The sequence below is a fragment of the [Ruminococcus] torques ATCC 27756 genome (assembly GCF_000153925.1).
Taxonomy (GTDB): domain Bacteria; phylum Bacillota; class Clostridia; order Lachnospirales; family Lachnospiraceae; genus Mediterraneibacter; species Mediterraneibacter torques.
The window spans coordinates 1-20,650 of sequence record NZ_DS264344.1 but is presented as its reverse complement, the minus strand read 5'-3'; the positions used below and the strand labels follow the sequence as shown (position 1 = coordinate 20,650).

Below are 20,650 nucleotides of genomic sequence, written 5' to 3'. Positions count from 1 at the left end.
ATAATATATCATAGAGGGTTATATTTGTAAAGCGGACGCCAAAAAAAGGCGCCCGCTTACTTATCTTATCCCATATTTTATCTGCAATTTTCCGTTTACGGCATTTTCGCTTTCTTTTCTTGCAGTCCGGCTGTCAAATTTGTATTTATTTTAATCAAGTTCGATCTCTTCTAATTCTTTCGGCGGAATTGACTTACTTGAGTTTTTCACGAAAGCCGCAAGATCTTTCTTCGCCTTCGGAAGAGGAATATTCGTTCCCGCTCCGGCAATACATCCTCCCGGACATCCCATTCCTTCGATCAGACAACCGTTCATCTTGCCTGCCTTTGCCAGAGTTAATATCTTTTTACATTCCTTCAATCCTTCTGCGTGCTCAATATTCACCTGTACATCAGGATAATATTCGTTAATACATTTTTCTATTGCCTCGGCAACTCCGCCTGCACATCCGTATCCCCTGCCAGCTCCGGTTGCATCATGGAAGGAAGACTCTGCTTCATACTCTGTCAGATCGATCTCTTTTGCATCAAACATTGCCTGCAATTCCTCAAAAGTAACAACAAAATCAACGTCACTTCGCACGCTTCTTCTTGACGCTTCCAGTTTCTTCGCGGCACATGGTCCGATAAAGACTACTTTTGCTTCAGGGTGTTTCTGCTTAATTGTCCTTGCCGTCGCCACCATAGGAGTAAGTTCCTGGGAGATCTGGTCGATCAGATCCGGGAAAAATTTTTTTGCCATGACAGACCATGAAGGACAACAGGATGTCAAAAGAAACGGCAGTTCACCCGTCACAACTTTATCCACATAGTGATGCGCCTCTGCAATCGCGCCGATGTCTGCTCCAAGCGCAACTTCATACACTTCCGAAAATCCGAGTTCACGAAGAGCGGCTTTAATATTTCTCGGTGTAATATTATCACCGAACTGTCCTACAAATGCCGGAGCGATCTCCGCAATTACATTTTCACCTTCTGATAACGCCCGTGCAAGCTGGAATATCTGAGACTTATCCGAAATCGCGCCAAACGGACAACTTACCATACACATACCGCATGAAACACATTTTTCATTATCAATATATGCTCTTCCCATTTTGTCGGATTTAATCGCATTCACACCGCAGGCTTTCTGACATGGACGCTCCTTTTTCGCGATCGCATCGTACGGACAGACTGATTTGCATTTTCCGCATTTGATACATTTTTCCTGATCGATATACGACCGCCCGTTCACCATGGAAATAGCGTCTTTCGGACAGACTTCCTGACACGGGTGCGCAAGACAGCCTTTACAGATATTACTTACCTCGTATTTATTCTCTTCGCAGCTTTCACATGCGGACGGAATAACCTGCATCAGCGGAGGCTCATAATATTTTTCAGAGATATTGCTTGCTTCCACGCCCGCAGTTAAATGAACCGGCTTATTTTCCGGACGCAGGGAAAGTCCCATCGCCAAACGCAGCCGTTCCCTTACGATCGCCCGTGCGCGGTAAACGCTTTCTCTGTATTTCTCTGAATCTTCATTTACGATCGCATACGGAATGGCTTCCATATCCGCAAGAAGCGTATCCTCATCTGCCTTAAATCCAAGCTGCGCCACTTCCTTAAACACTCTTCTCCGGATTGCCCGTACCGGAGTATGTAATCCTCTCATCATCTGCACTTACCTCCTGATATACTAAATTGAAACGACGAGCACATCTGTTCCTATTTCTTTAAATATATCTGTTTACAAAATCATTGTCAACAACCGAATATTCTTTCTCTGACAAGTATTTATTCTTTTTTATCGGCACTTTTTTGCAGCGCATCTTTAAAAATCTTTTCGGCGTAATGTACGGACTGCATCGCATCTTTCCCATAAAAATCCGCACCGATCATATCTGCATACTCTTGGTTGAGCACAGCTCCCCCGACCATCACTTTACAGTCCGGTTTCTTTTCCCGAAGCATCTTTATCGTCTCTTCCATACTGACTACCGTTGTTGTCATAAGAGCGCTTAATCCGACAAGCGGAACTTGCTTTTCACATGCCGTTTCTACAATTTTTTCAGGCGATACGTCTTTTCCAAGATCGATCACATCAAAACTGTAATTTTCTAAAAGCACTTTCACGATATTTTTTCCGATATCATGAATATCTCCTTTCACGGTCGCCAAAATGACTCGTCCCTTTTTTTCTCTGATCTCACCGCTTTTTTCCATCTTTTCCTTCAGAACAGAAAATGCGGATTTTGCAGCTTCCGCACTCATCAGAAGCTGAGGCAGAAAAACAGTTCCTTTTTCAAAGCCGTCGCCGACATGATTTAATGCAGGAATCAATTCTTCGTTGATAATATCGAGCGGAGCTTCTGTCGCAATCATATCTGTTGTAATTTTCCCCGCGTCATCCCGCAGCCCTTTTTCGATTGCCTCTTGAAGCGTCATTTTTGAGCTGCTTTTTCTGCTTCTGTCATTTTCCCCCTTTAATTTCGTTTCGGAAAGTTCAGATGTTTTCATTATATTTGTGCTCACTACCGAATTGGCATATTTTTGAATATATTGTTCACAATTATTATCCAGATTCATAAGAGCATGGTATGCATACCACGATTTCATCATGTCTTCCGATGATGGATTTATAATTCCGGCACTCAGACCGTTTAGCATTGCCATTGTATAAAAGGCTGCGTTTACGATCGGGCGGCATGGAAGTCCAAAGGATATATTAGAAACTCCGAGAACTGTATTGACTCCGATCTCATCTCGAAGTCTGCGAAGCGTCTCCAATGTCACTTTTGCTCCTTCCGGCTCAGAACTGATCGTCATTGCGAGTGCGTCGATTACGATATCTTTCTTTTTAATCCCGAATTTTTCAGCTGTTTTTATGATTTTTTCCGCAATCCTCACACGGCCGTCCGCATCCGCCGGAATTCCGTCTTCATCCAAAGTCAGACCGATAACAACTCCGCCGTATTTTTTTACAAGAGGAAACACTTTTTCCATTGACTCTTTCTTTCCGCTTACGGAATTAACCATTGCCTTTCCGTTGTAAATACGAAGCGCTTTTTCCATCGCTTTTTCATCAACCGTATCTATCTGCAGCGGAATATTAACGACGCTTTGCAGTTCCTGAACTACCTCTTCCATAAGCGCCGGCTCGTCAATATCCGGCAGTCCGACATTCACATCAAGAATGTGAGCTCCCTGATCCTGCTGTGTAATCCCTTCTCTTAAAATATAGTCAAGATCGTGTTCTTTCAGCGCTTGTTTAAACCGTTTTTTACCGGTGGGATTTATCCGCTCTCCGATAATTTTTGAACCCTCACCCAAAATAACGCTTTGCCCGTAAGAGGAAACAACCGTAAACTCTTTTTCTGTCACCGGAACAAGTTCTGCGTTTTCACATCTTTTACGCATGGCACGGATATGTTCCGGCGTCGTTCCACAGCAGCCTCCGATCACACATGCCCCCATCCGGACGATTTGCTCCATATATGCCGCAAATTCATCTTCTGTCACATCATAATATGTTTTCCCGTCTCTCTGTTTCGGAAGTCCTGCATTTGGCTTTACAATAATCGGAACAGACGAATATTTGATCAGTTCTTCCAACACCGGAAGCATCTCTTTTGGTCCCATTGCGCAGTTTATCCCGAGAGCATCGACGCCTAAACCTTCTAAAAGCGCAACAACAGATGAAACATCCGCTCCTGTCAAAAGTTTTTTCCTCTCGTCAAATATTACGGTAGCAAATACCGGAAGAGACGTGTTTTCTTTCGCCGCTAAAACAGCTGCTTTTAATTCGTATGTATCGCTCATTGTCTCTATATGGATTAAATCTGCTCCCGCCTGCTCTCCTAAGATCACTACTTCCTTAAAAGCTTCATATGCCGTCTCAAATTCCAGATCTCCCATAGGTTTCAGCAATTTCCCCGTAGGTCCGACATCAAGAGCCGTATAGATTTTACGCTCGTCTCCTGTTTGTAAGAGCGCCTCCCGCTCTGCTTTTTTCACATGGCTGACCGCCGCCTTTATAATCTCTTCTAAAGAGCAGGAATCATCATGAAACTTCAGCGCATTTGCACCAAATGTATTCGTCAAAATGATATCGCTTCCGGCTTCTATATATTGCCTGTGTATCTTGTATATTTCTTCCGAATGTGTCAGATTCCACGTCTCCGGTAATTCTCCCGGCGCGAGCCCTTTTTCCTGAAGCAGAGTTCCCATTCCCCCATCAAAAAAGAGGAGGTCTTTTCCAAGTCGTTGTCTGATCATCTCTTTCTCCTTTTTTTCGTCGTTTTCCTTCTCTACATATTTGTCTCATACATCTAACTGTCAGCGTCTGTAAATACACTCTTTCTTATCGCAGACTTCGCAGCCTGCAATCGGGCATCTCTCTTTTATTCGACTTGCCCCGATCACTGCGGTAACAGATTTCGTCGGTGTCATCATAAAACTTTCCGTCATCGTAAGTCCGATTGCCTTTGCACAATCCAGCATCTGCATAAATGATTTCTGAAAACCGATATCAAAATCGCCGTATCCCGGACTGAACCTCGGGCGCAGATAAAGACCTTCCTTTTCAAGTTCCTCGCCGATTTCAAATTGTTTCTCATCACAAAATTCTTCCAGCATTGCCGCTGCACATGCCTGAAGCACAACAGCGTTTGCCATATCTGTCAGAGATGTTCTTGCTATCAGACGATCCACTCCTGTCCCTAATGTCGCACCGAACAAAACAGCCTTTTCACAGTGATTTAAGTTTCTTGCAAGGCTTTTGCTGCTAATCTGTAATGTTCCGATCGCAACTTTTTCTTCATCTATCCGATTCATTTCAAAAATACGAAACACCGAGCGAAGCGCCGATACTTTTTCCAGCTCCAAAAAACCTTTTTCAACAAGACGGCTTGTTGCCTCATCTACCGGATTTTTCCCATACCCCAAATAGCGGACAGCTTCCTGAAAACATTTTTCCATTCTATCACCTACGCCTTTATAATCTCCGACAAATTGTTCATAATTGCAGCTGCAACATGCGGTTTATTCATTGTATAAATATGAATATTGTTCACACCGTTAGAAAGAAGATCAATGATCTGATCGGTCGCATATGCGATTCCCGCCTGTTCCATCGCCGCCGCCGAGCTGCCGAACCGATCAAGGAGAGCTAAAAATCTTCTCGGAAACACTGTCCCTGACAATTCCTGACTTCTTTTCATCTGTTTCTCACTCGTCATCGGCATAATTCCCGGGAGTACCGGAACATTGATCCCTGCTTCCCTGATCCTGTATAAAAAATTATAATGGATATCGTTATCAAAAAACATCTGTGTCGTAAGAAAATCAACGCCGCTATCTACTTTTTGTTTTAAATACCTGATATCTTCTGCCTTATGTTCGTTTTCTACATGACCTTCCGGATAACATGCAGCTCCGATACAAAAATCGCCATGCTTACGAATCTCCTCTATCAACTCATATGCATATCTAAAACGATTTCCGTTCGGGAACGGCATCCCTTCCGGGATATCTCCCCGAAGCGCAAGAATGTTTTCAATCCCGTTTTCTTTCAGATTTTCAATCACATCTCTTACTTCCTCTATCGTTGAAGAAGCACATGTCAAGTGTGCAAGACTAACCACTCCGAGATCATCCTTTATATGAGATGCGATCTTTGCCGTATTCTTACTCGTACCGCCGCCCGCACCATATGTCACGCTGATAAACGCCGGATTTAACTTCGCCATAGCATCAGTTGCCGCGATCACTTTTTCAAATCCCGCATCGGTCTTCGGCGGAAACACTTCAAATGAAATATGTATTTTGTCTTCTTTTAATCTGTCTATAATTTTCATCTTTACTCTCCTGACTGTTTTTCTCTGTCGTACGGCTAAGTATTAGAAATCCATTTCCTTCGACATTTTTTAGGTAAAATTATCCTCTAAAACGCTTTTTCTGTCAAGTATTGTTTCTTCAAACGACCGAAAATACCAAAAGCACATTTTGGATTTGCAAACGAGTGGCAAGAACTTAGATAAATTTAACCCCCTGTTCGGCGCTGCTGCAAAAAAACACAAGACGAAACGAATGTCCGTCTTGTGTTTTTATATGTACCTCTTACTATGTCTTATTCCCCGATCAAGCTCTTGTATAATTCCTGATATTGTCCGGCAGAATTCTTCCATGAAAAATCTTTGCTCATCGCACGTTCTACGATCTTATTCCAGTCACGTTTTCTGTCATAATAAATTCTTTCCGCATAACGAACTGTATTAAGCATCTCATGTGCATTATAATTAGTAAAGCTAAATCCTGTTCCTGTCTTGTCAAATTCATTATACGCTTCAACCGTATCTCTAAGTCCGCCTGTCTCACGCACAATCGGAATCGTTCCATAACGCAGGCTCATCAGCTGACTTAATCCGCACGGTTCAAACAGTGATGGCATAAGAAATGCATCGCAGGAAGCATAAATCTTATGTGAAAGTTCATCCGAATAAAAGATGTTTGCGGATACTTTTCCGGAGTACTTCCATGCAAAATGACGGAACATATTCTCATATTTCACATCACCTGTTCCAAGCACAACGATCTGAACCGCATCCTGACAAAGTTCATCCATAACGTAATCGACAAGATCAAATCCTTTTTGATCTGTAAGCCGTGAGATCATTCCGATCATCATCGTTTTTGTATCTTTCTCTAAACCGAGTTCTTCCTGCAGCGCTTTCTTATTAAGAACTTTATTCTTCCTGAAATCTTCAACCGAAAAGGTTTTTGCAATTCTAGGATCTGAAGCCGGATCCCAGTCTGTATAATCCAAGCCGTTGACAATACCGCAAAGATCATTTGCCCTTGCCGACATTAATCCGTCAAGACCTTCACCGTAAAACGGTGTTTTGATCTCTTCTGCATAACTGTTACTTACCGTTGTCACTTTATCGGCATATACGATACCGCCTTTAAGCAAGTTTGCATCTTTATATGCCTCCATCTTATCCGGAACGAAATAGTATTCCGGAAGTCCGGTAATTTCGCGAACAGATTTCGTATCCCATACCCCCTGGAATTTCAGATTGTGGATTGTCATCACAGTTTTAATTCCGCGATAGTATTCTCCCAGATATCTGAAATTATCAAGATAAACCGGTATCAGTCCCGTCTGCCAGTCATGACAATGAATCAGTTCCGGACGAAATCCGATCACCGGAAGTATGCTCAGCACTGCTTTTGAAAAGAAGGCAAACTTTTCTATATTCCACTTCGGATCCCCATCATACGGAGCAAATCCACTGAAATAATATTCATTATCGATAAAATAGAAAATAATACCGTTCAATTCAATCTTCAGTACTCCGACATACCTGTCCTGACCTGCAATGTCCATATAAAAATGGGCAACATACTCTAACTTCTCTTTCCACTCCTGTTTCATGCACATGTAATTCGGAATAACAACACGAACATCATATTTTTCTTTGTCGAAATCTTTCGGAAGCGAACCGACAACATCTGCCAGACCTCCGGTTTTGATAAACGGTACACACTCCGATGCAGCAAACAAAATATTTTTCATATCCTGATCCTCCCATTCTTCACATAAATTCCCGGAAAGAATTCTGTTAATTGTTATTATACCCTATTCTCTGCGCAATGAAAAGGACTTTCCTAGTTTTTATGCCTGTATTCAAGCTGAATTGTATCGGCAATCAGCGCAATAAACTCTGAATTGGTCGGTTTCCCCTTTCCTGTACTCACAGTATATCCAAAAAGCTCATCAAGCGTATCCAATTTTCCGCGGCTCCATGCCACCTCGATCGCATGTCGAATTGCCCGTTCGACGCGGCTTGACGTTGTCCGGTATTTTTTTGCAACTGTAGGATACAATATTTTTGTAATTGCATTCAACACATCCATGTCGTTTACTGCCATCATGATCGCATCCCGCAGATAATGATACCCTTTGATATGCGCCGGTATTCCAATCTCATGAAGCATATTCGTCACTCTGCTTTCCAGATTTTCCCGTCTTGATGAAACTTCCTGTATACTCTCTTCATTTTTCTTTTCAAAAACCGCCGGCTTTTTTCGGATCGATTTGATCCGATCCAATAAAATCGTATGATTAAACGGTTTCATAATATAGTAATTTGCACCTTTATTAAATGCATCTTCTGTAATTTTTTCCTGTCCGACAGCAGTAAGCACTATAAAATACGGTCTTTTGTCGACAAACTCCTGCTTGTTTACTTGCTCCATTACTGTCAATCCATCCATTTTCGGCATGATCAGATCAAGCAGGACAACATCCGGCTGTCTGTCCTTTATGATCTGACACATCTCTTCTCCATTTTTCGCTTTTCCGACGAGATCCAGTTCCTTGTCCGTTTGTATGATGTCGTCAAGCATATCTAGAATTCTCTGGTTGTCGTCAGCGATCGCCACACTCAAATGCTCCATTCTCGTCTCTCCTTTAGTTTTGAGACCATCCCTTTAAAACGCCACTCGCTTATTATATCTATGCCATTTTGCATAATCAAGCGAATCTTGTAGTAACAATTCGACATTTATCCACACATTTCCGGTAAATTCACCTGTTTTAACATATTTTCTATGAATATTCCGTAACCTTTTGTCGAGTCTTGTACGAAAACGTGGGTTACTGCTCCGATCAATTTCCCGTTTTGTATGATCGGACTTCCGCTCATCCCCTGAATAATCCCTCCTGTTTTTTCAAGAAGTTCTTCGTCCGTCACCTTAATCACAAGTCCTTTATTGATCTCCTGAGACATCATGTCGACTTGAGTCACTTCAATATCAAATTCTCTAACTTCATTATCTACAAAACATCGGATTGTAGCAGGTCCTGTTATAATTTCTTCTTTTTTTGCAGTCCTGATTGCCGTCTGTTCTGTGAAAAGTTCATCAATTTTGTCGATTTTCCCATAAATCCCAGCCTCTGTATTTTTATCGATTGTACCGAGAATATTATAATTGTTATAAATGATCATACCCTCCATACTTCCCGGAGATCCGCTCTGTCCTTTTGTGATATCTCTGATACTCGTGCGGTATACATTTCCTTCCGCAATCGACATAAGAACACTTGTATCCACGTCATGAATCCCATGCCCAAGCGCGCCAAACCGACTTTGATCCGTTAAAAAAGTAACTGTTCCCAAGCCTTGTACATTATCGCGAACCCATATACCAAGCCGATATTCTCCCGTTTCATATTCAACCGGCTTTATTTTCAAATCTATCGTCTCCCCATTTCGTCTGACCGTCAACACCACGAACGTTCCGGTTAGATTTCCGACAGCCTCCAAAAGCTCTTTTTTTCCCGTAATTTCACAATGATCTACTGCCATAATATAATCGCCTGCTTTAACAATTCCTTTTGCTGGTTCATGCTCCTTTCCATCCGCTCCGGCAATCTGCTCTGTATTAAGAACCATCACTCCGTCCGTTTCCATATAAATACCAATCGGCATTCCTCCGACAAGCACCGTATCATTATTCATCGCTTCTATTCCCGCATCTGTCGAAACCGGTTTCTTTCCACGAATCATTTGATACTGCAAAATACCCATAGCCGCAAAGAAGAAGGAGAGGAATAGACAGAATACAGCGGTCACATACTTTTGTTTTTTCAACATATCCACACCCTTTCTCTGATATCTCGATAATTTTTTATCCGCATCCGCTCCTTCTTTCCTATATAAAAAGAAACGGATACTTCTCTGTATCCGTTTCTAGTATATGTGGTTTCTTCTTTTTCCACACTAGTATTATATTTCACTCTTTGCCATTTCTTTCATTTCACGGGCACTTTCCATAATACTGGATGTAATCTTATCTCCACCCAGAATACGCGCCAGTTCTTTTACCGAATCTTCTTCGTTCAATAGACGAATCCTTGTTTTTACGCTTTCGTTTTCCGCAGATTTTTCAATCAGAAAATGACTGTCTGCCACTGCTGCTATCTGTGAAAGATGAGTAATGCAAATCACCTGCCTGCTTTTACCTATCAGCTTTAGTTTTTCTCCGACTTTTGCTGCCGTAACTCCCGATATTCCGGCATCAATCTCGTCAAAAATCAAAGTCGGCGTATCTTCCGCATCTGCCAGAACCGTTTTTATCGCAAGCATAATACGGGAAAGTTCTCCGCCTGATGCAATATTCTCAAGCGGCTTTACAGGCTCGCCGGGATTAAGCGCAAGATAAAATTCCGCTTCGTCTTTTCCGTTCGCGCTAAACTGTCCTGCATCTTTTAAATGTATCTCAAACCTTGTATCGAGAAAATTTAATTCCTTCAGATGAATACAGATTTCGTCAGCAAAAACTGTTTTATATCGATTTCTTACATCATGAAGTTTTTTCGTTACACGTTCTACTTTTTTTAACGCTTTTTCTTTCTCTTCTTCAATTTGTTTTATATATGCATCATAATCATTAAGCTGTTCTATTCTATGGCGTTTTGATTCGCAATATGCAAGGACATCACTTACAGAACTTCCATATTTTGCTTTTAAATGATTGATCAGATTCAACCGTTCCTCTGTCTCTTTGAACTCTTCTTCTGAAAATTCAAATTTTGAGGCATATTCGGACAGTTCTCTGTTAAAATCATTCAGAAGGCTGTCCACATCCATAAGCAGAGCGCACAGACGGTCTCCCTCTTCATCAAATTCCGCCGCCTCCCGAAACGCACGTATCGCCCGAGTAAGACAATCACCTGCATTTGCCGAACTGTCCTCGCATGTATAGCGATAAGTCTGCGCAACTGCATCCGTGATTTTTCTGCTCTCCGTCATCCTTCGGTATGTTTCCTCTAATTCTTCATCCTCATTTTCCCGAAGAGCAGCCTCTTCGATCTCGTGTACTTCAAATTCATAAAGAGAAAGTTCTCTTCGCCTTTCTTCATCATTTAAAGAAGTTTCTTCCTCCTTTTTACAGATCGCCCGATATTCTTTATAACATTTTGACATTTCTGATTTGATCGGAGCAATCTCTTTTCTCCCAAAAAGATCCAGAAGCACCAAATGATTCTTCCTTTGAAGTAAGGTTTTATTATCATGCTGACCATGAATGTCAATCAAAAGCTCTGCCGCTTCTTTCAACTTTCCTGTATTCACTGTCTCTCCATTAATGCGGCTTATGCTTCTGCTTCCTGTAAACTTTCTTGTTAAAGTAACCATACCGTCATCCGGAATAATATCCATCTCTTCCAGTTTTTGTCTGATCTGTCCGTCGTCAACCGAAAAAGTCAGCTCTACCAGACCATTTTCCGCCCCGTTTCTCAAAAGATCAGAACTATACTTTCCTCCAAGAGCCAGTCCGACAGAGCCGAGCAAGATAGACTTTCCCGCCCCGGTTTCTCCTGTCAATATATTCAATCCTTGTCCGAAATCTACTTCTGTCTCATCGATCAAAGCAATATTTTTCACATGTAGATTTTGTAGCATACCATTCACCTATACTTCTCTTGAAACGATCTTTCTTATCTTATCCATTACGGCCGCTGTATCTTCTACAGTTCTGATTGCACACATGATCGTATCGTCTCCTGCAATACAGCCTACGACCTCATGCCATTTCATTGCGTCTACAGCGGCAGCCACAGCCATTGCCATACCGGAAACAGTCTTGATCACTAGAATATTCTGCGCCATATCCATCGCCACATACCCATCTTTTAAGACACGTATATATTTTTCACTCATTCCGGGTTCTTCGATCCTGTGAAGAATATATTTCTGATGTCCGCTTCCTGTAGATACTTTTGACAACTTCAGATCACGTATATCTCTCGACACAGTAGCCTGCGTCACTTTAAACCCCGCATTATTCAGATATTCTGCCAGTTCTTCCTGTGTTTCAATATCATACTGACTGATAAGTTCAATAATTTTTGCATGACGGCTGACTTTCATATGTTCAATTTCCTTTCATTTTTTTACGCATTGTTTTCATAAAGCTTTCTTTGCTTAATTTGATCAGTTTTGCCGTATGAGACGACCGCTTAATACAAACTCTTTCTCCCGTGACAAGAGTTGTCTGTTCTGCACCGTCAAAGCAAAGAGAAACCTGTTCCTGCCTTCCATAACGTCCTTCGCACACTTCTACCTCAATCAAATCATCGGCTGACAGAACAATACTGCTTGTATTAAGCGCGTGTGAACAAATCGGAGTGATCACGATCATCTGTGCTGTCGGTTCAACGATCGGGCCTCCCGCCGACAGATTATAACCTGTACTTCCGGTTGGAGTCGATATGATCACTCCATCTGCGTGATAAGTATTCAGAAGCGCCCCGTTGACATAAATATGAAAACTTACGATACGAACCTTTCCTTCTCTTGCAATGACAATATCGTTCATCGCCATATCTTTCCGAGAATTACGAAAGCTTCCTTCCAGCATCATCCGTTCTTCAATAACCGGAGTCTCTGAAAACAAATGATCCAATGCACTTTCAAAATCTTCCAGATCCACATCTGTAAGATATCCGAGCGTTCCAAGATTGATCCCAAGCAGCGGAAGGCTTCGCTCTCCAAGATCTCTGACCGCACGGATTAAAGTTCCGTCACCACCTAGTACCAATCCGCATTCTGCTTCCTTAGGAACAGTTCCCGGAATAATATGGCCCTCACTGTCTTTTTCCGACAAAAAACATTTTTTACCGGAAGATTGAATATATTGTTCAATCTGACTCGTGATCGCATAATCTTTATCTTTTAATTTATTTGTAATAATATAAAAGCAATCCATTTTAGTCCTCTTGTTTTTACAAAATACTGCATCGCATACATTACTTAAGCGTGCTGCTTTGCCAGCGTCTCAAATGCTCTGTCTGAAACAATAACAGGATCAAGTCCGCCGAGATTTTCACCGGCCTCATTTTCACTCTTTTTTAAATGAATCAAATACTCTATATTTCCTTCCGGTCCTTTGATCGGAGAAAAATCAAGAGCACACAGATCGAAACCGATCGACATAGCATAATCCATAATTTTCTGAATCACTTCCCGGTGTGTGCTCTTTTCTCTTACGACACCTTTTTTTCCTACTTTTTCCCGTCCTGCCTCAAACTGCGGTTTAATAAGAGCTACGATCTCACCGTCTTTTGCCAAATAATTACGAATCGGCTCCAATACTTTCGTAAGCGAAATAAATGAGACATCAATAGAAGAAAAATCAATTTCTTCTCCCAAATCTTCAGGTGTCACATATCGAATATTCGTCTTTTCCATGCAGATAACTCTCGGGTCGTTTCTCAGTTTCCAATCAAGCTGTCCTCGTCCCACATCGATCGCAAACACCTTTTTTGCACCGTTTTGAAGCATGCAATCTGTAAAACCGCCCGTTGAAGAACCGACATCCGTACAGACTTTATCTTTTACGCTGACATCAAAATTTGCGATCGCTTTTTCTAATTTCAAGCCGCCTCTGCTTACATACGGAAGTGTATGCCCCCGAACTTCGATACTGACTTCTTCCGGGAACGTGCTTCCCGCTTTATCTTCTCTTTGTCCCTCCACAAAAACATTTCCGGACATAATGATCGCTTTTGCCTTTTCCCTTGACTCCGCCAGATTTCTTTTTACAAGTAATACATCCAAGCGTTCTTTCATATTTTTTTCCTTTCAGTTACACATATTCATCAATTATCTGCTTTACGATCGTATCTTTATCAAGACCTACTTCCCTGCGGAGCAGATCTACATTTCCATGTTCTACATAGTCATCGGCTATCCCGAAATTTTTCACGCGTACATTAATACCTGCTCCTGAAATATAATCAAGAACCTGTTCCCCGAATCCGCCTGTCAGCATGTTTTCTTCAATCGTTACATACAGATCGTGATTCTCCGCTAATCTTTCCAGCAATTCTGTATCAAGAGGTTTTACAAACCTTGCATTTACAAGAGAACAGCAATATCCTTTTTCTTTCAGGCCTTTTCTCACCTGATCTGCAAGTTCTGCCATATGACCTACAAATATGATCACAATCTTTTCTTCTTCATACAGCAGTTCACTTTTCCCGTAACAGATCGGACTGCGGAATTGTTTCATTCCTTCATATGCCTCGCCTCTTGGATACCGCACTGCGATCGGATATGGAAAATCTGCCGCAAACCGTATCATATCTGCCATTTCCCATCTGTTTTTCGGAGAAATGATCGTCATATTCGGGATCATTGATAAAAATGACAAATCAAACACCCCCTGATGTGTTTCACCGTCACTTCCGACAAGTCCTGCCCTGTCTACCGCGATCACAACCGGAAGATTTTGCAGACAGACATCATGAAGCGTCTGGTCATACGCTCTTTGCAAAAACGAAGAATATACTGCAAATATCGGTTTCATTCCCCCCGCCGCAAGACCTGCCGCAAATGTCATCGCATGTTCTTCCGCGATCCCCACATCAAAAAAACGATTTGGGAAATGCTTTGCAAACGGAGTAAGACCTGTTCCGTCCGCCATCGCAGCCGTAATCGCAACGATACGCTCGTCTTTTTTTGCAATATCAAGCAGCACTTTAGAAAATACTTCCGTATAAGTATCCGCCCCTTTTGATTCTTTCGCATCTCCGGTCTCAAGATGGAACGGACCTGTCCCATGAAATTTTGCCGGATTTTCCTCTGCCGGAAGATACCCTTTTCCTTTTTTCGTAAGTACATGTACTAAAACGGCATGATCCACCCTTTTTGCCTCATTGAACACACGCACCATCTCTTTAACATCATGTCCGTCCACAGGTCCTAAATATGTAATATCCATATCTTCAAAAAACATTCCCGGAACAAATAACTGTTTAATCCCACTTTTTGTCTTTTTCAGCCTGCTGACGATCCGATCGCCTGTCCCCGGTATTTTTTTTAAAGTATCTTCAACACCCTTTTTCAGATCAGTATACGCCTGTGCTGTCCGCAGGCATCCCAAATATTTCGATACTCCGCCGACATTTTCAGAAATTGACATATTATTATCATTCAGCACGATAATAAAATTACTTTTCAAACGGGAAGCATTATTCAATGCCTCAAATGCCATTCCCCCGGTCATTGCTCCGTCTCCGATCACTGAAACGACATTGTATTTTTCCCCTTTCAGTTCTCTTGCCGCAACATACCCCAGACCTGCCGAAATAGATGTAGAACTATGCCCTGTATCAAAAGCATCACATTCACTTTCTTTTCGTTTCGGAAATCCACTCATGCCGCCATATTTACGCAGATCGTCAAAACCATCTTTTCTTCCTGTAAGAAGTTTATGCGTATAAGATTGATGACCTACATCCCAGATCAATTTATCCTGCGGAAAATCCAGTGTAAGATGAAGCGCCATCGTCAATTCTACAACACCCAGATTTGAAGCCAGATGTCCTCCTGTACAACTGATCTTATCAAGAAGAAATCCCCGGATCTCTTCTGCAAGTTCTTTTAGCTGTGTATGATCAAGTTTTTTTATATCGTTCTCTTTCTGGATCATTTCAATTATCATGATTGATCCTCCTAGTTCTATTTTTCTCTGTATACAAGTCTTCGGAGCAGTTCCTCCATAAATCCGCACTCTTTTCCGATAGAACGAAGTTCTTCTACCGCCTCTTCCGTCAGACGAGCAGCCTCTTCTTTTGCCTTTTCAAGCCCCTTCCAAGTAACGTAAGTCGTTTTTTCGTTTTTTTCATCGCTGTGCACCGGCTTTCCGAGTATTTCTGTCGTACTCGTCACATCAAGAATATCGTCTTGTATTTGGAATGCCAGTCCTATTTTCCCGGCGATTTCTTCCATTTTTCCGATTTCCTCTTCTTTTGCCCCTGCAAGAACAGCTCCGATCATTACAGACGCCTCAATAAGCGCTCCTGTTTTCAATCTATAAATAAACGCAAGAAGTTCTCCTGATATTTTGCATCCTGCAGATCTTACATCGACCACCTGACCTCCGATCATTCCGTAAATTCCGGCTTTGCCTGCAAGAATTTTCAGAGCTCTTCCGATCAGGATGCTGTTTTGAGGATCTGTTTCAAAGGCGCTGCATGCAGTCTCAAATGCGTAATTCAAAAGTGCGTCCCCTGTCAAAATTCCCATATCTTCTCCGTATACGACATGAGTCGTCTTCCGTCCTCTTCGATAATCATCATTATCCATGGCCGGAAGGTCATCATGAACAAGAGAATATGTATGGATCATCTCGATAGCGGCCATAAACGGCTCGATGACCCCGCCTTTTCCGCCAAACAAGTCAAACGTCTCTTTCATGAGCATCGGACGAAGGCGTTTTCCACCTGCCATCAGACTATATTCCATCGCTTCTTCTATGATCTGCTGATGTCCTGTCTGATCAGGCAGGTATTTTCGTAAAATCTCTTCTATTTTTTCTGTTCGTTTTCTACAGTCTTCTTTAAAATTCATCTGTCTCTCCATTTTCATCAAGAACGAGAACCTTTTTTTCTACCTCGTCTATGGATAAGTTACATTTTTTAAGAAGTTCCATTCCGTTATTATATAGATCAAATGTTTGTTCTAACGTGATTTCTTCATTTTCCATCTTTCCGATCAGTTCTTCCAAATCTTTGAACATCTCCTCAAGATTTTCTTTCTTTTTCTCTGACACTTTAACCTCCGCCGATCCGTTTTTATCCGTGAATCATTGTTTCCGTATTATGAACCTCCGCTTCGATCTTTCCGTCGCTTACAAAGATTTCCAATTTTTCTCCCCGTTTCACCTGAGCTGTCGATCGTATATTTTTTCCTTCTTCGGATCTTATATACGAGTATCCGCTGCTCAGTTTTAAAAGAGGAGACACTCTTTTCATTCGTTCGGCATTCAAGGCCAGACGATGTTTTTCCTGCGTCAGTCTTCGTTCCATAATATCGCGAATCCTGTTTTCCATCTCTGCCGTAAATTGCCTGTGCTCATATAATTTGTGCCGTGGATGAAGCAGTTTCAGCCTCATTGAGAAACGCTCCGCTTTCGTCCTGAAAAGACCGATCTGTGACAAGGCAGCCCGAACAATTCTGTCTTCATACGCAGACATCGTTTTTTTACATTCGCGGATCTCGTACACTGCCAATTCGGCGGCTGCTGAGGGAGTCGGAGCTCGTAAATCCGCAACAAAATCTGCGATTGTAACATCTGTTTCATGACCTACCGCAGATATGACCGGAACGGAACATTCAAAAATTGCACGTGCAACCTCTTCTTCGTTAAACGCCCACAACTCCTCAATACTTCCGCCGCCTCTGCCAACGATCATGACATCCACACCTTGTTGTTCTAGCATCCGTATTCCTCTTATAATGCTCTTCACCGCTCCTTCACCCTGAACAAGGGCCGGATAAAGAATGAGCTGAACATATGGATTTCTACGTTTTGCAACATTGATTATATCTCTTACCGCCGCTCCGTTTTGCGCCGTCACAATCCCAACTGTTTTTACATAGGCAGGAATTCGCTGCTTATATTCGTCTGAAAACATCCCCATTTCACAAAGTTCCCGCTTAAGCGCCTCGAACTTTTCATAGAGTTCTCCTGCTCCGTCCAGCTTGATTTCTCTTGCATAAAGCTGATATTTGCCATCTCTTTCATATACGCTTACTGAACCGAATGCGATGACCCGCTGGCCGTTTTTCAATGTAAAAGAAAGCCCCGCCCTTGAGCCTGCAAACATAACACAGGCAATCGTGCCGGACTCATCTTTCAAAGAAAAATAAATATGTCCTGATGGGTGATATTTACAGTTGGAAATTTCTCCCTTTACATAGATACGGTTCAGCATGAAATCCTGTGTAAACATATTTTTTATATAAGAATTAACCTGCTTCACTGTATAAATGCCGTTCATTTTATAACTCCTGTTTTGCAAATTTAGCAAGCACACCATTTACAAACGACGAGCTATTATCTCCTCCGAAACGTTTCGCAAGCTCAACAGCCTCGTTGATCGCAACTTTTGCCGGAACGTCCTCATCCCATTTTATCTCGTAAAGCGCCAACCGTAAAATTGACAGATCGACTTTGTTCATTCTTGTCGTTTTCCAGCCTGTCGCGTTCTCATTTAAAAGTCCGTCGATTTCTTCTATGTGTGATAAAATCGCTTCATATTTATTTTGTATATACTGTTTGTCTTTTTCTTTTGCATCTTCAAGCGTCTCAAAATAGTAGTTCAAATTCTCCGGCATATCAACAGAATCATTAAACTCGATCTGAAAAAGCATTTTAAATATATGTTCCCGAAGTTCCGTTCTTACCATAGTAATTCCTCTCTATTGTCATAATCATCTTCTGTCGGCGCACACGGCCTTTTGCCATCTTCCTGTCCTGCTCGTACCCGCTTGTATCTTATTGCCGCGCAATATTGAAAAAGGATGTCTTGCGACATCCCTTAGTATCAATGTCAGGGGCGGATCGCCTTGTCACATATTGCAATACGAAAGCAGATCAGTTCTGTTTCTCCATCTCTACTCCGGCAACCTTAATATTGACATCCGCAACCTCAAGCCCCGTCATATTCTCAACCGCATTTTTCACCTTTTCCTGAACTTTTTTCGTAACTTCCATAATACTGTAATCATATTTCAGGTTTAATGCCAGAGATACTGTAACGACACCCTCTAATACATCTACCTTTACGCCTTTTGACAGGTTCTTGATTCCAAGCTTTCCAATCACTTCATTCGTAATATTTCCGGCCATGGAAGCAACGCCATCCACTTCCGTAGCAGCCAGAGCCGCAATGATCGCTACAACTTCATCCGCGATCTTAACTTCGCCGAGACTCGCATCATTTTGTATTGTATAAGCATTTCTTTCGTCCTTAGCCATATTCAAAACCTCCCGTTTTGTATCATCTCTTTTCTTATTATAACAAATCTCCATCCGTTTGCAAAGAAAAAGTTCACCGCCAAGAGAACTCTGTATTTGAATCCGATTTTTAAGATCTTCCAAACTCCGAAAGAACAAGTCCGTCATTTCTTTCCAACGTCATTCTAATGCTCCACTCATGGATGAACAAAAGTAACGGCCGGTCTTTCAAATCTTTTATTTTCTTCATATCCGACGTTCCGCTTATACGGTCAAGATCCGTATCCGCACTCTCGATCCATCGGATATATTCGTACGGAAGGTTTTCGAGGAGGATCTCTACATTATATTCATTTTTCAAACGGTATTTCAATACATCAAACTGCAAAACGCCGACAACGCCGACAATGATTTCTTCCATTCCTGTGTTATATTCCTGAAAGATCTGAATTGCTCCTTCCTGTGCAATTTGATTGATTCCTTTTACAAACTGTTTCCTTTTCATCGTGTCAACCTGACGCACTCTTGCAAAATGCTCAGGCGCAAATGTCGGAATTCCTTCATAAGCAAATTTTTCTTTTGACGTTGTCAGTGTATCGCCTATCGAAAAAATTCCCGGATCAAATACACCGATAATATCTCCCCCATATGCTTTGTCTATAATTTTCCTTTCACTGGCAATCATTTGCTGCGGCTGGGAAAGCCTTACGTCTTTTTTCCCCTGAACATGATATACGTTCATCCCGGCATCAAACTCACCCGAACAAATACGCATAAACGCAATTCTGTCCCTATGAGCTTTATTCATATTTGCCTGAATTTTAAAAACAAAGGCCGAAAATTCTTTTTCTTTCATCGGATCGATCGCACCATGATCTGACATCCTCGGCAAAGGGGACGTCGTCATGGAAAGAAAATGTCTTAAAAACGTTTCCACTCCGAAGTTAGTAAGTGCAGAACCGAAGAACACCGGAGAGAGCTCGCCTTTATCGACAAGCTCTCTGTCAAATTCTGCCGAAGCGCCGTCCAAAAGTTCGATTTCTTCCATCAGAGTTGTCTTTGCTTCATCTCCGATCAGCCAGTCAATCTCCGGATTGTTCATAGCTACAACTTTCACTTCACCTGTCGCTGTTCCTTTCCTCGTATCCGAGAAAAGCTCTACTTCCTTTTTCTGTCTGTCATACACGCCTTTAAATGCTTTTCCCGAGCCGATCGGCCAGTTTACCGGACAAGTCGGAATGCCGAGCTCCTTTTCGATATCATCCAAAAGATCGAACGTATCTTTTGCGTCACGATCCATCTTATTGATAAAGGTAAAAATCGGAATATGACGCATCGCACATACTTTAAACAGTTTTCGCGTCTGAGCCTCCACACCCTTCGACGCATCAATCACCATAACCGCCGAATCTGCCGCCATCAGTGTTCTGTAAGTATCTTCCGAGAAATCCTGATGCCCCGGCGTATCAAGGATATTAATACAGTATCCATCGTAATTAAACTGCAATACAGAAGAAGTAACCGAAATACCTCTTTCTTTTTCTATTTCCATCCAGTCTGAAACTGCATGTTTGGATGTCGCTTTTCCCTTGACAGAACCTGCCTGATTGATCACCCCTCCATATAATAGAAATTTTTCCGTCAGCGTTGTCTTTCCCGCATCGGGATGAGAAATGATGGCAAATGTTCTTCTCTTTTTTATTTCATTCGTTATCTCTGACATATGTTTCTTTTCTCCTAATGCTTATAAAATGCATCTGTTCGTTCTTTTATTTTTCCCGGAACATCTTCCGGACATACCAATTTAGTTTATCATATCTCAAAAGATACTTCAACCACGGGATTCAGGC

18 protein-coding genes are annotated in these 20,650 nt (G+C 42.0%); all 18 read right to left on the bottom strand.

From position 1 onward, the window contains the following. Positions 1-150: 150 nt before the first annotated feature. Complete coding sequence (locus RUMTOR_RS00195) at positions 151-1,662, bottom strand: 4Fe-4S dicluster domain-containing protein (RefSeq protein ID WP_004844945.1); 1,512 nt, start codon at positions 1,660-1,662, stop codon at positions 151-153. Between the two features lie 119 nt (positions 1,663-1,781). Continuing rightward, positions 1,782-4,262, bottom strand: coding sequence for a homocysteine S-methyltransferase family protein (locus tag RUMTOR_RS00190; RefSeq protein ID WP_004844944.1), 2,481 nt, complete (start codon positions 4,260-4,262; stop codon positions 1,782-1,784). A 60-nt stretch (positions 4,263-4,322) separates the two neighbouring features. Beyond that, on the bottom strand, positions 4,323-4,964 hold the full coding sequence (locus RUMTOR_RS00185; RefSeq protein ID WP_004844943.1) for a vitamin B12 dependent-methionine synthase activation domain-containing protein: 642 nt from the start codon (positions 4,962-4,964) through the stop codon (positions 4,323-4,325). 8 nt (positions 4,965-4,972) lie between these two features. Continuing rightward, positions 4,973-5,842 (bottom strand): methylenetetrahydrofolate reductase [NAD(P)H], encoded by an 870-nt coding sequence (gene metF, locus RUMTOR_RS00180; RefSeq protein WP_004844942.1) that lies wholly within the window; start codon positions 5,840-5,842, stop codon positions 4,973-4,975. A 272-nt stretch (positions 5,843-6,114) separates the two neighbouring features. Next, entirely contained in the window at positions 6,115-7,563 is a 1,449-nt protein-coding gene (gene glgA / locus RUMTOR_RS00175) for a glycogen synthase GlgA (RefSeq protein ID WP_004844941.1), read from the bottom strand. 92 nt (positions 7,564-7,655) lie between these two features. Continuing rightward, positions 7,656-8,447: a sporulation transcription factor Spo0A gene (gene spo0A, locus RUMTOR_RS00170; RefSeq protein ID WP_004844940.1), complete on the bottom strand. Its 792-nt coding sequence runs from the start codon at positions 8,445-8,447 to the stop codon at positions 7,656-7,658. 107 nt (positions 8,448-8,554) lie between these two features. Further along, complete coding sequence (gene spoIVB, locus RUMTOR_RS00165) at positions 8,555-9,646, bottom strand: SpoIVB peptidase (protein WP_004844939.1); 1,092 nt, start codon at positions 9,644-9,646, stop codon at positions 8,555-8,557. A 132-nt stretch (positions 9,647-9,778) separates the two neighbouring features. Next, the gene (gene recN, locus RUMTOR_RS00160) at positions 9,779-11,455 is read right to left on the bottom strand and encodes a DNA repair protein RecN (RefSeq protein ID WP_004844937.1); all 1,677 of its coding nucleotides are present in this window, start codon (positions 11,453-11,455) and stop codon (positions 9,779-9,781) included. Positions 11,456-11,464: 9 nt separating this feature from the next. Continuing rightward, a complete protein-coding gene (locus RUMTOR_RS00155) occupies positions 11,465-11,923 on the bottom strand; it encodes an arginine repressor (RefSeq protein ID WP_004844936.1) in 459 nt (152 codons plus the stop codon). Positions 11,924-11,927: 4 nt separating this feature from the next. Continuing rightward, entirely contained in the window at positions 11,928-12,761 is an 834-nt protein-coding gene (locus tag RUMTOR_RS00150) for an NAD(+)/NADH kinase (RefSeq protein ID WP_004844935.1), read from the bottom strand. Positions 12,762-12,805: 44 nt separating this feature from the next. Next, on the bottom strand, positions 12,806-13,624 hold the full coding sequence (locus RUMTOR_RS00145) for a TlyA family RNA methyltransferase (protein WP_004844934.1): 819 nt from the start codon (positions 13,622-13,624) through the stop codon (positions 12,806-12,808). A 16-nt stretch (positions 13,625-13,640) separates the two neighbouring features. Then, complete coding sequence (gene dxs / locus RUMTOR_RS00140; protein WP_004844933.1) at positions 13,641-15,500, bottom strand: 1-deoxy-D-xylulose-5-phosphate synthase; 1,860 nt, start codon at positions 15,498-15,500, stop codon at positions 13,641-13,643. A gap of 17 nt (positions 15,501-15,517) precedes the next feature. Continuing rightward, positions 15,518-16,408: a polyprenyl synthetase family protein gene (locus RUMTOR_RS00135; RefSeq protein WP_004844932.1), complete on the bottom strand. Its 891-nt coding sequence runs from the start codon at positions 16,406-16,408 to the stop codon at positions 15,518-15,520. Next, complete coding sequence (gene xseB, locus RUMTOR_RS00130; RefSeq protein WP_009243330.1) at positions 16,398-16,610, bottom strand: exodeoxyribonuclease VII small subunit; 213 nt, start codon at positions 16,608-16,610, stop codon at positions 16,398-16,400. The genes RUMTOR_RS00135 and xseB overlap by 11 nt, the downstream gene beginning before the upstream one ends. A 22-nt stretch (positions 16,611-16,632) precedes the next feature. Beyond that, the gene (gene xseA, locus RUMTOR_RS00125; protein ID WP_004844930.1) at positions 16,633-17,841 is read right to left on the bottom strand and encodes an exodeoxyribonuclease VII large subunit; all 1,209 of its coding nucleotides are present in this window, start codon (positions 17,839-17,841) and stop codon (positions 16,633-16,635) included. A 1-nt stretch (position 17,842) separates the two neighbouring features. Then, positions 17,843-18,250, bottom strand: a complete 408-nt coding sequence (gene nusB / locus RUMTOR_RS00120; RefSeq protein ID WP_004844929.1) for a transcription antitermination factor NusB — start codon at positions 18,248-18,250, stop codon at positions 17,843-17,845. A gap of 187 nt (positions 18,251-18,437) precedes the next feature. Continuing rightward, positions 18,438-18,821, bottom strand: coding sequence for an Asp23/Gls24 family envelope stress response protein (locus RUMTOR_RS00115; RefSeq protein ID WP_009243331.1), 384 nt, complete (start codon positions 18,819-18,821; stop codon positions 18,438-18,440). Between the two features lie 109 nt (positions 18,822-18,930). Beyond that, positions 18,931-20,523: a peptide chain release factor 3 gene (locus tag RUMTOR_RS00110; protein WP_004844925.1), complete on the bottom strand. Its 1,593-nt coding sequence runs from the start codon at positions 20,521-20,523 to the stop codon at positions 18,931-18,933. Between the last annotated feature and the right edge of the window lie 127 nt (positions 20,524-20,650).

Coding starts and splice junctions, on each gene's coding strand:
- RUMTOR_RS00195 (WP_004844945.1), bottom strand. CDS start 1,662: ATGATGAGAGGATTACATACTCCGGTACGGGCAATCCGGAGAAGAGTG.
- RUMTOR_RS00190 (WP_004844944.1), bottom strand. CDS start 4,262: ATGATCAGACAACGACTTGGAAAAGACCTCCTCTTTTTTGATGGGGGA.
- RUMTOR_RS00185 (WP_004844943.1), bottom strand. CDS start 4,964: ATGGAAAAATGTTTTCAGGAAGCTGTCCGCTATTTGGGGTATGGGAAA.
- metF (WP_004844942.1), bottom strand. CDS start 5,842: ATGAAAATTATAGACAGATTAAAAGAAGACAAAATACATATTTCATTT.
- glgA (WP_004844941.1), bottom strand. CDS start 7,563: ATGAAAAATATTTTGTTTGCTGCATCGGAGTGTGTACCGTTTATCAAA.
- spo0A (WP_004844940.1), bottom strand. CDS start 8,447: ATGGAGCATTTGAGTGTGGCGATCGCTGACGACAACCAGAGAATTCTA.
- spoIVB (WP_004844939.1), bottom strand. CDS start 9,646: ATGTTGAAAAAACAAAAGTATGTGACCGCTGTATTCTGTCTATTCCTC.
- recN (WP_004844937.1), bottom strand. CDS start 11,455: ATGCTACAAAATCTACATGTGAAAAATATTGCTTTGATCGATGAGACA.
- RUMTOR_RS00155 (WP_004844936.1), bottom strand. CDS start 11,923: ATGAAAGTCAGCCGTCATGCAAAAATTATTGAACTTATCAGTCAGTAT.
- RUMTOR_RS00150 (WP_004844935.1), bottom strand. CDS start 12,761: ATGGATTGCTTTTATATTATTACAAATAAATTAAAAGATAAAGATTAT.
- RUMTOR_RS00145 (WP_004844934.1), bottom strand. CDS start 13,624: ATGAAAGAACGCTTGGATGTATTACTTGTAAAAAGAAATCTGGCGGAG.
- dxs (WP_004844933.1), bottom strand. CDS start 15,500: ATGATAATTGAAATGATCCAGAAAGAGAACGATATAAAAAAACTTGAT.
- RUMTOR_RS00135 (WP_004844932.1), bottom strand. CDS start 16,408: ATGAATTTTAAAGAAGACTGTAGAAAACGAACAGAAAAAATAGAAGAG.
- xseA (WP_004844930.1), bottom strand. CDS start 17,841: ATGAACGGCATTTATACAGTGAAGCAGGTTAATTCTTATATAAAAAAT.
- nusB (WP_004844929.1), bottom strand. CDS start 18,250: ATGGTAAGAACGGAACTTCGGGAACATATATTTAAAATGCTTTTTCAG.
- RUMTOR_RS00115 (WP_009243331.1), bottom strand. CDS start 18,821: ATGGCTAAGGACGAAAGAAATGCTTATACAATACAAAATGATGCGAGT.
- RUMTOR_RS00110 (WP_004844925.1), bottom strand. CDS start 20,523: ATGTCAGAGATAACGAATGAAATAAAAAAGAGAAGAACATTTGCCATC.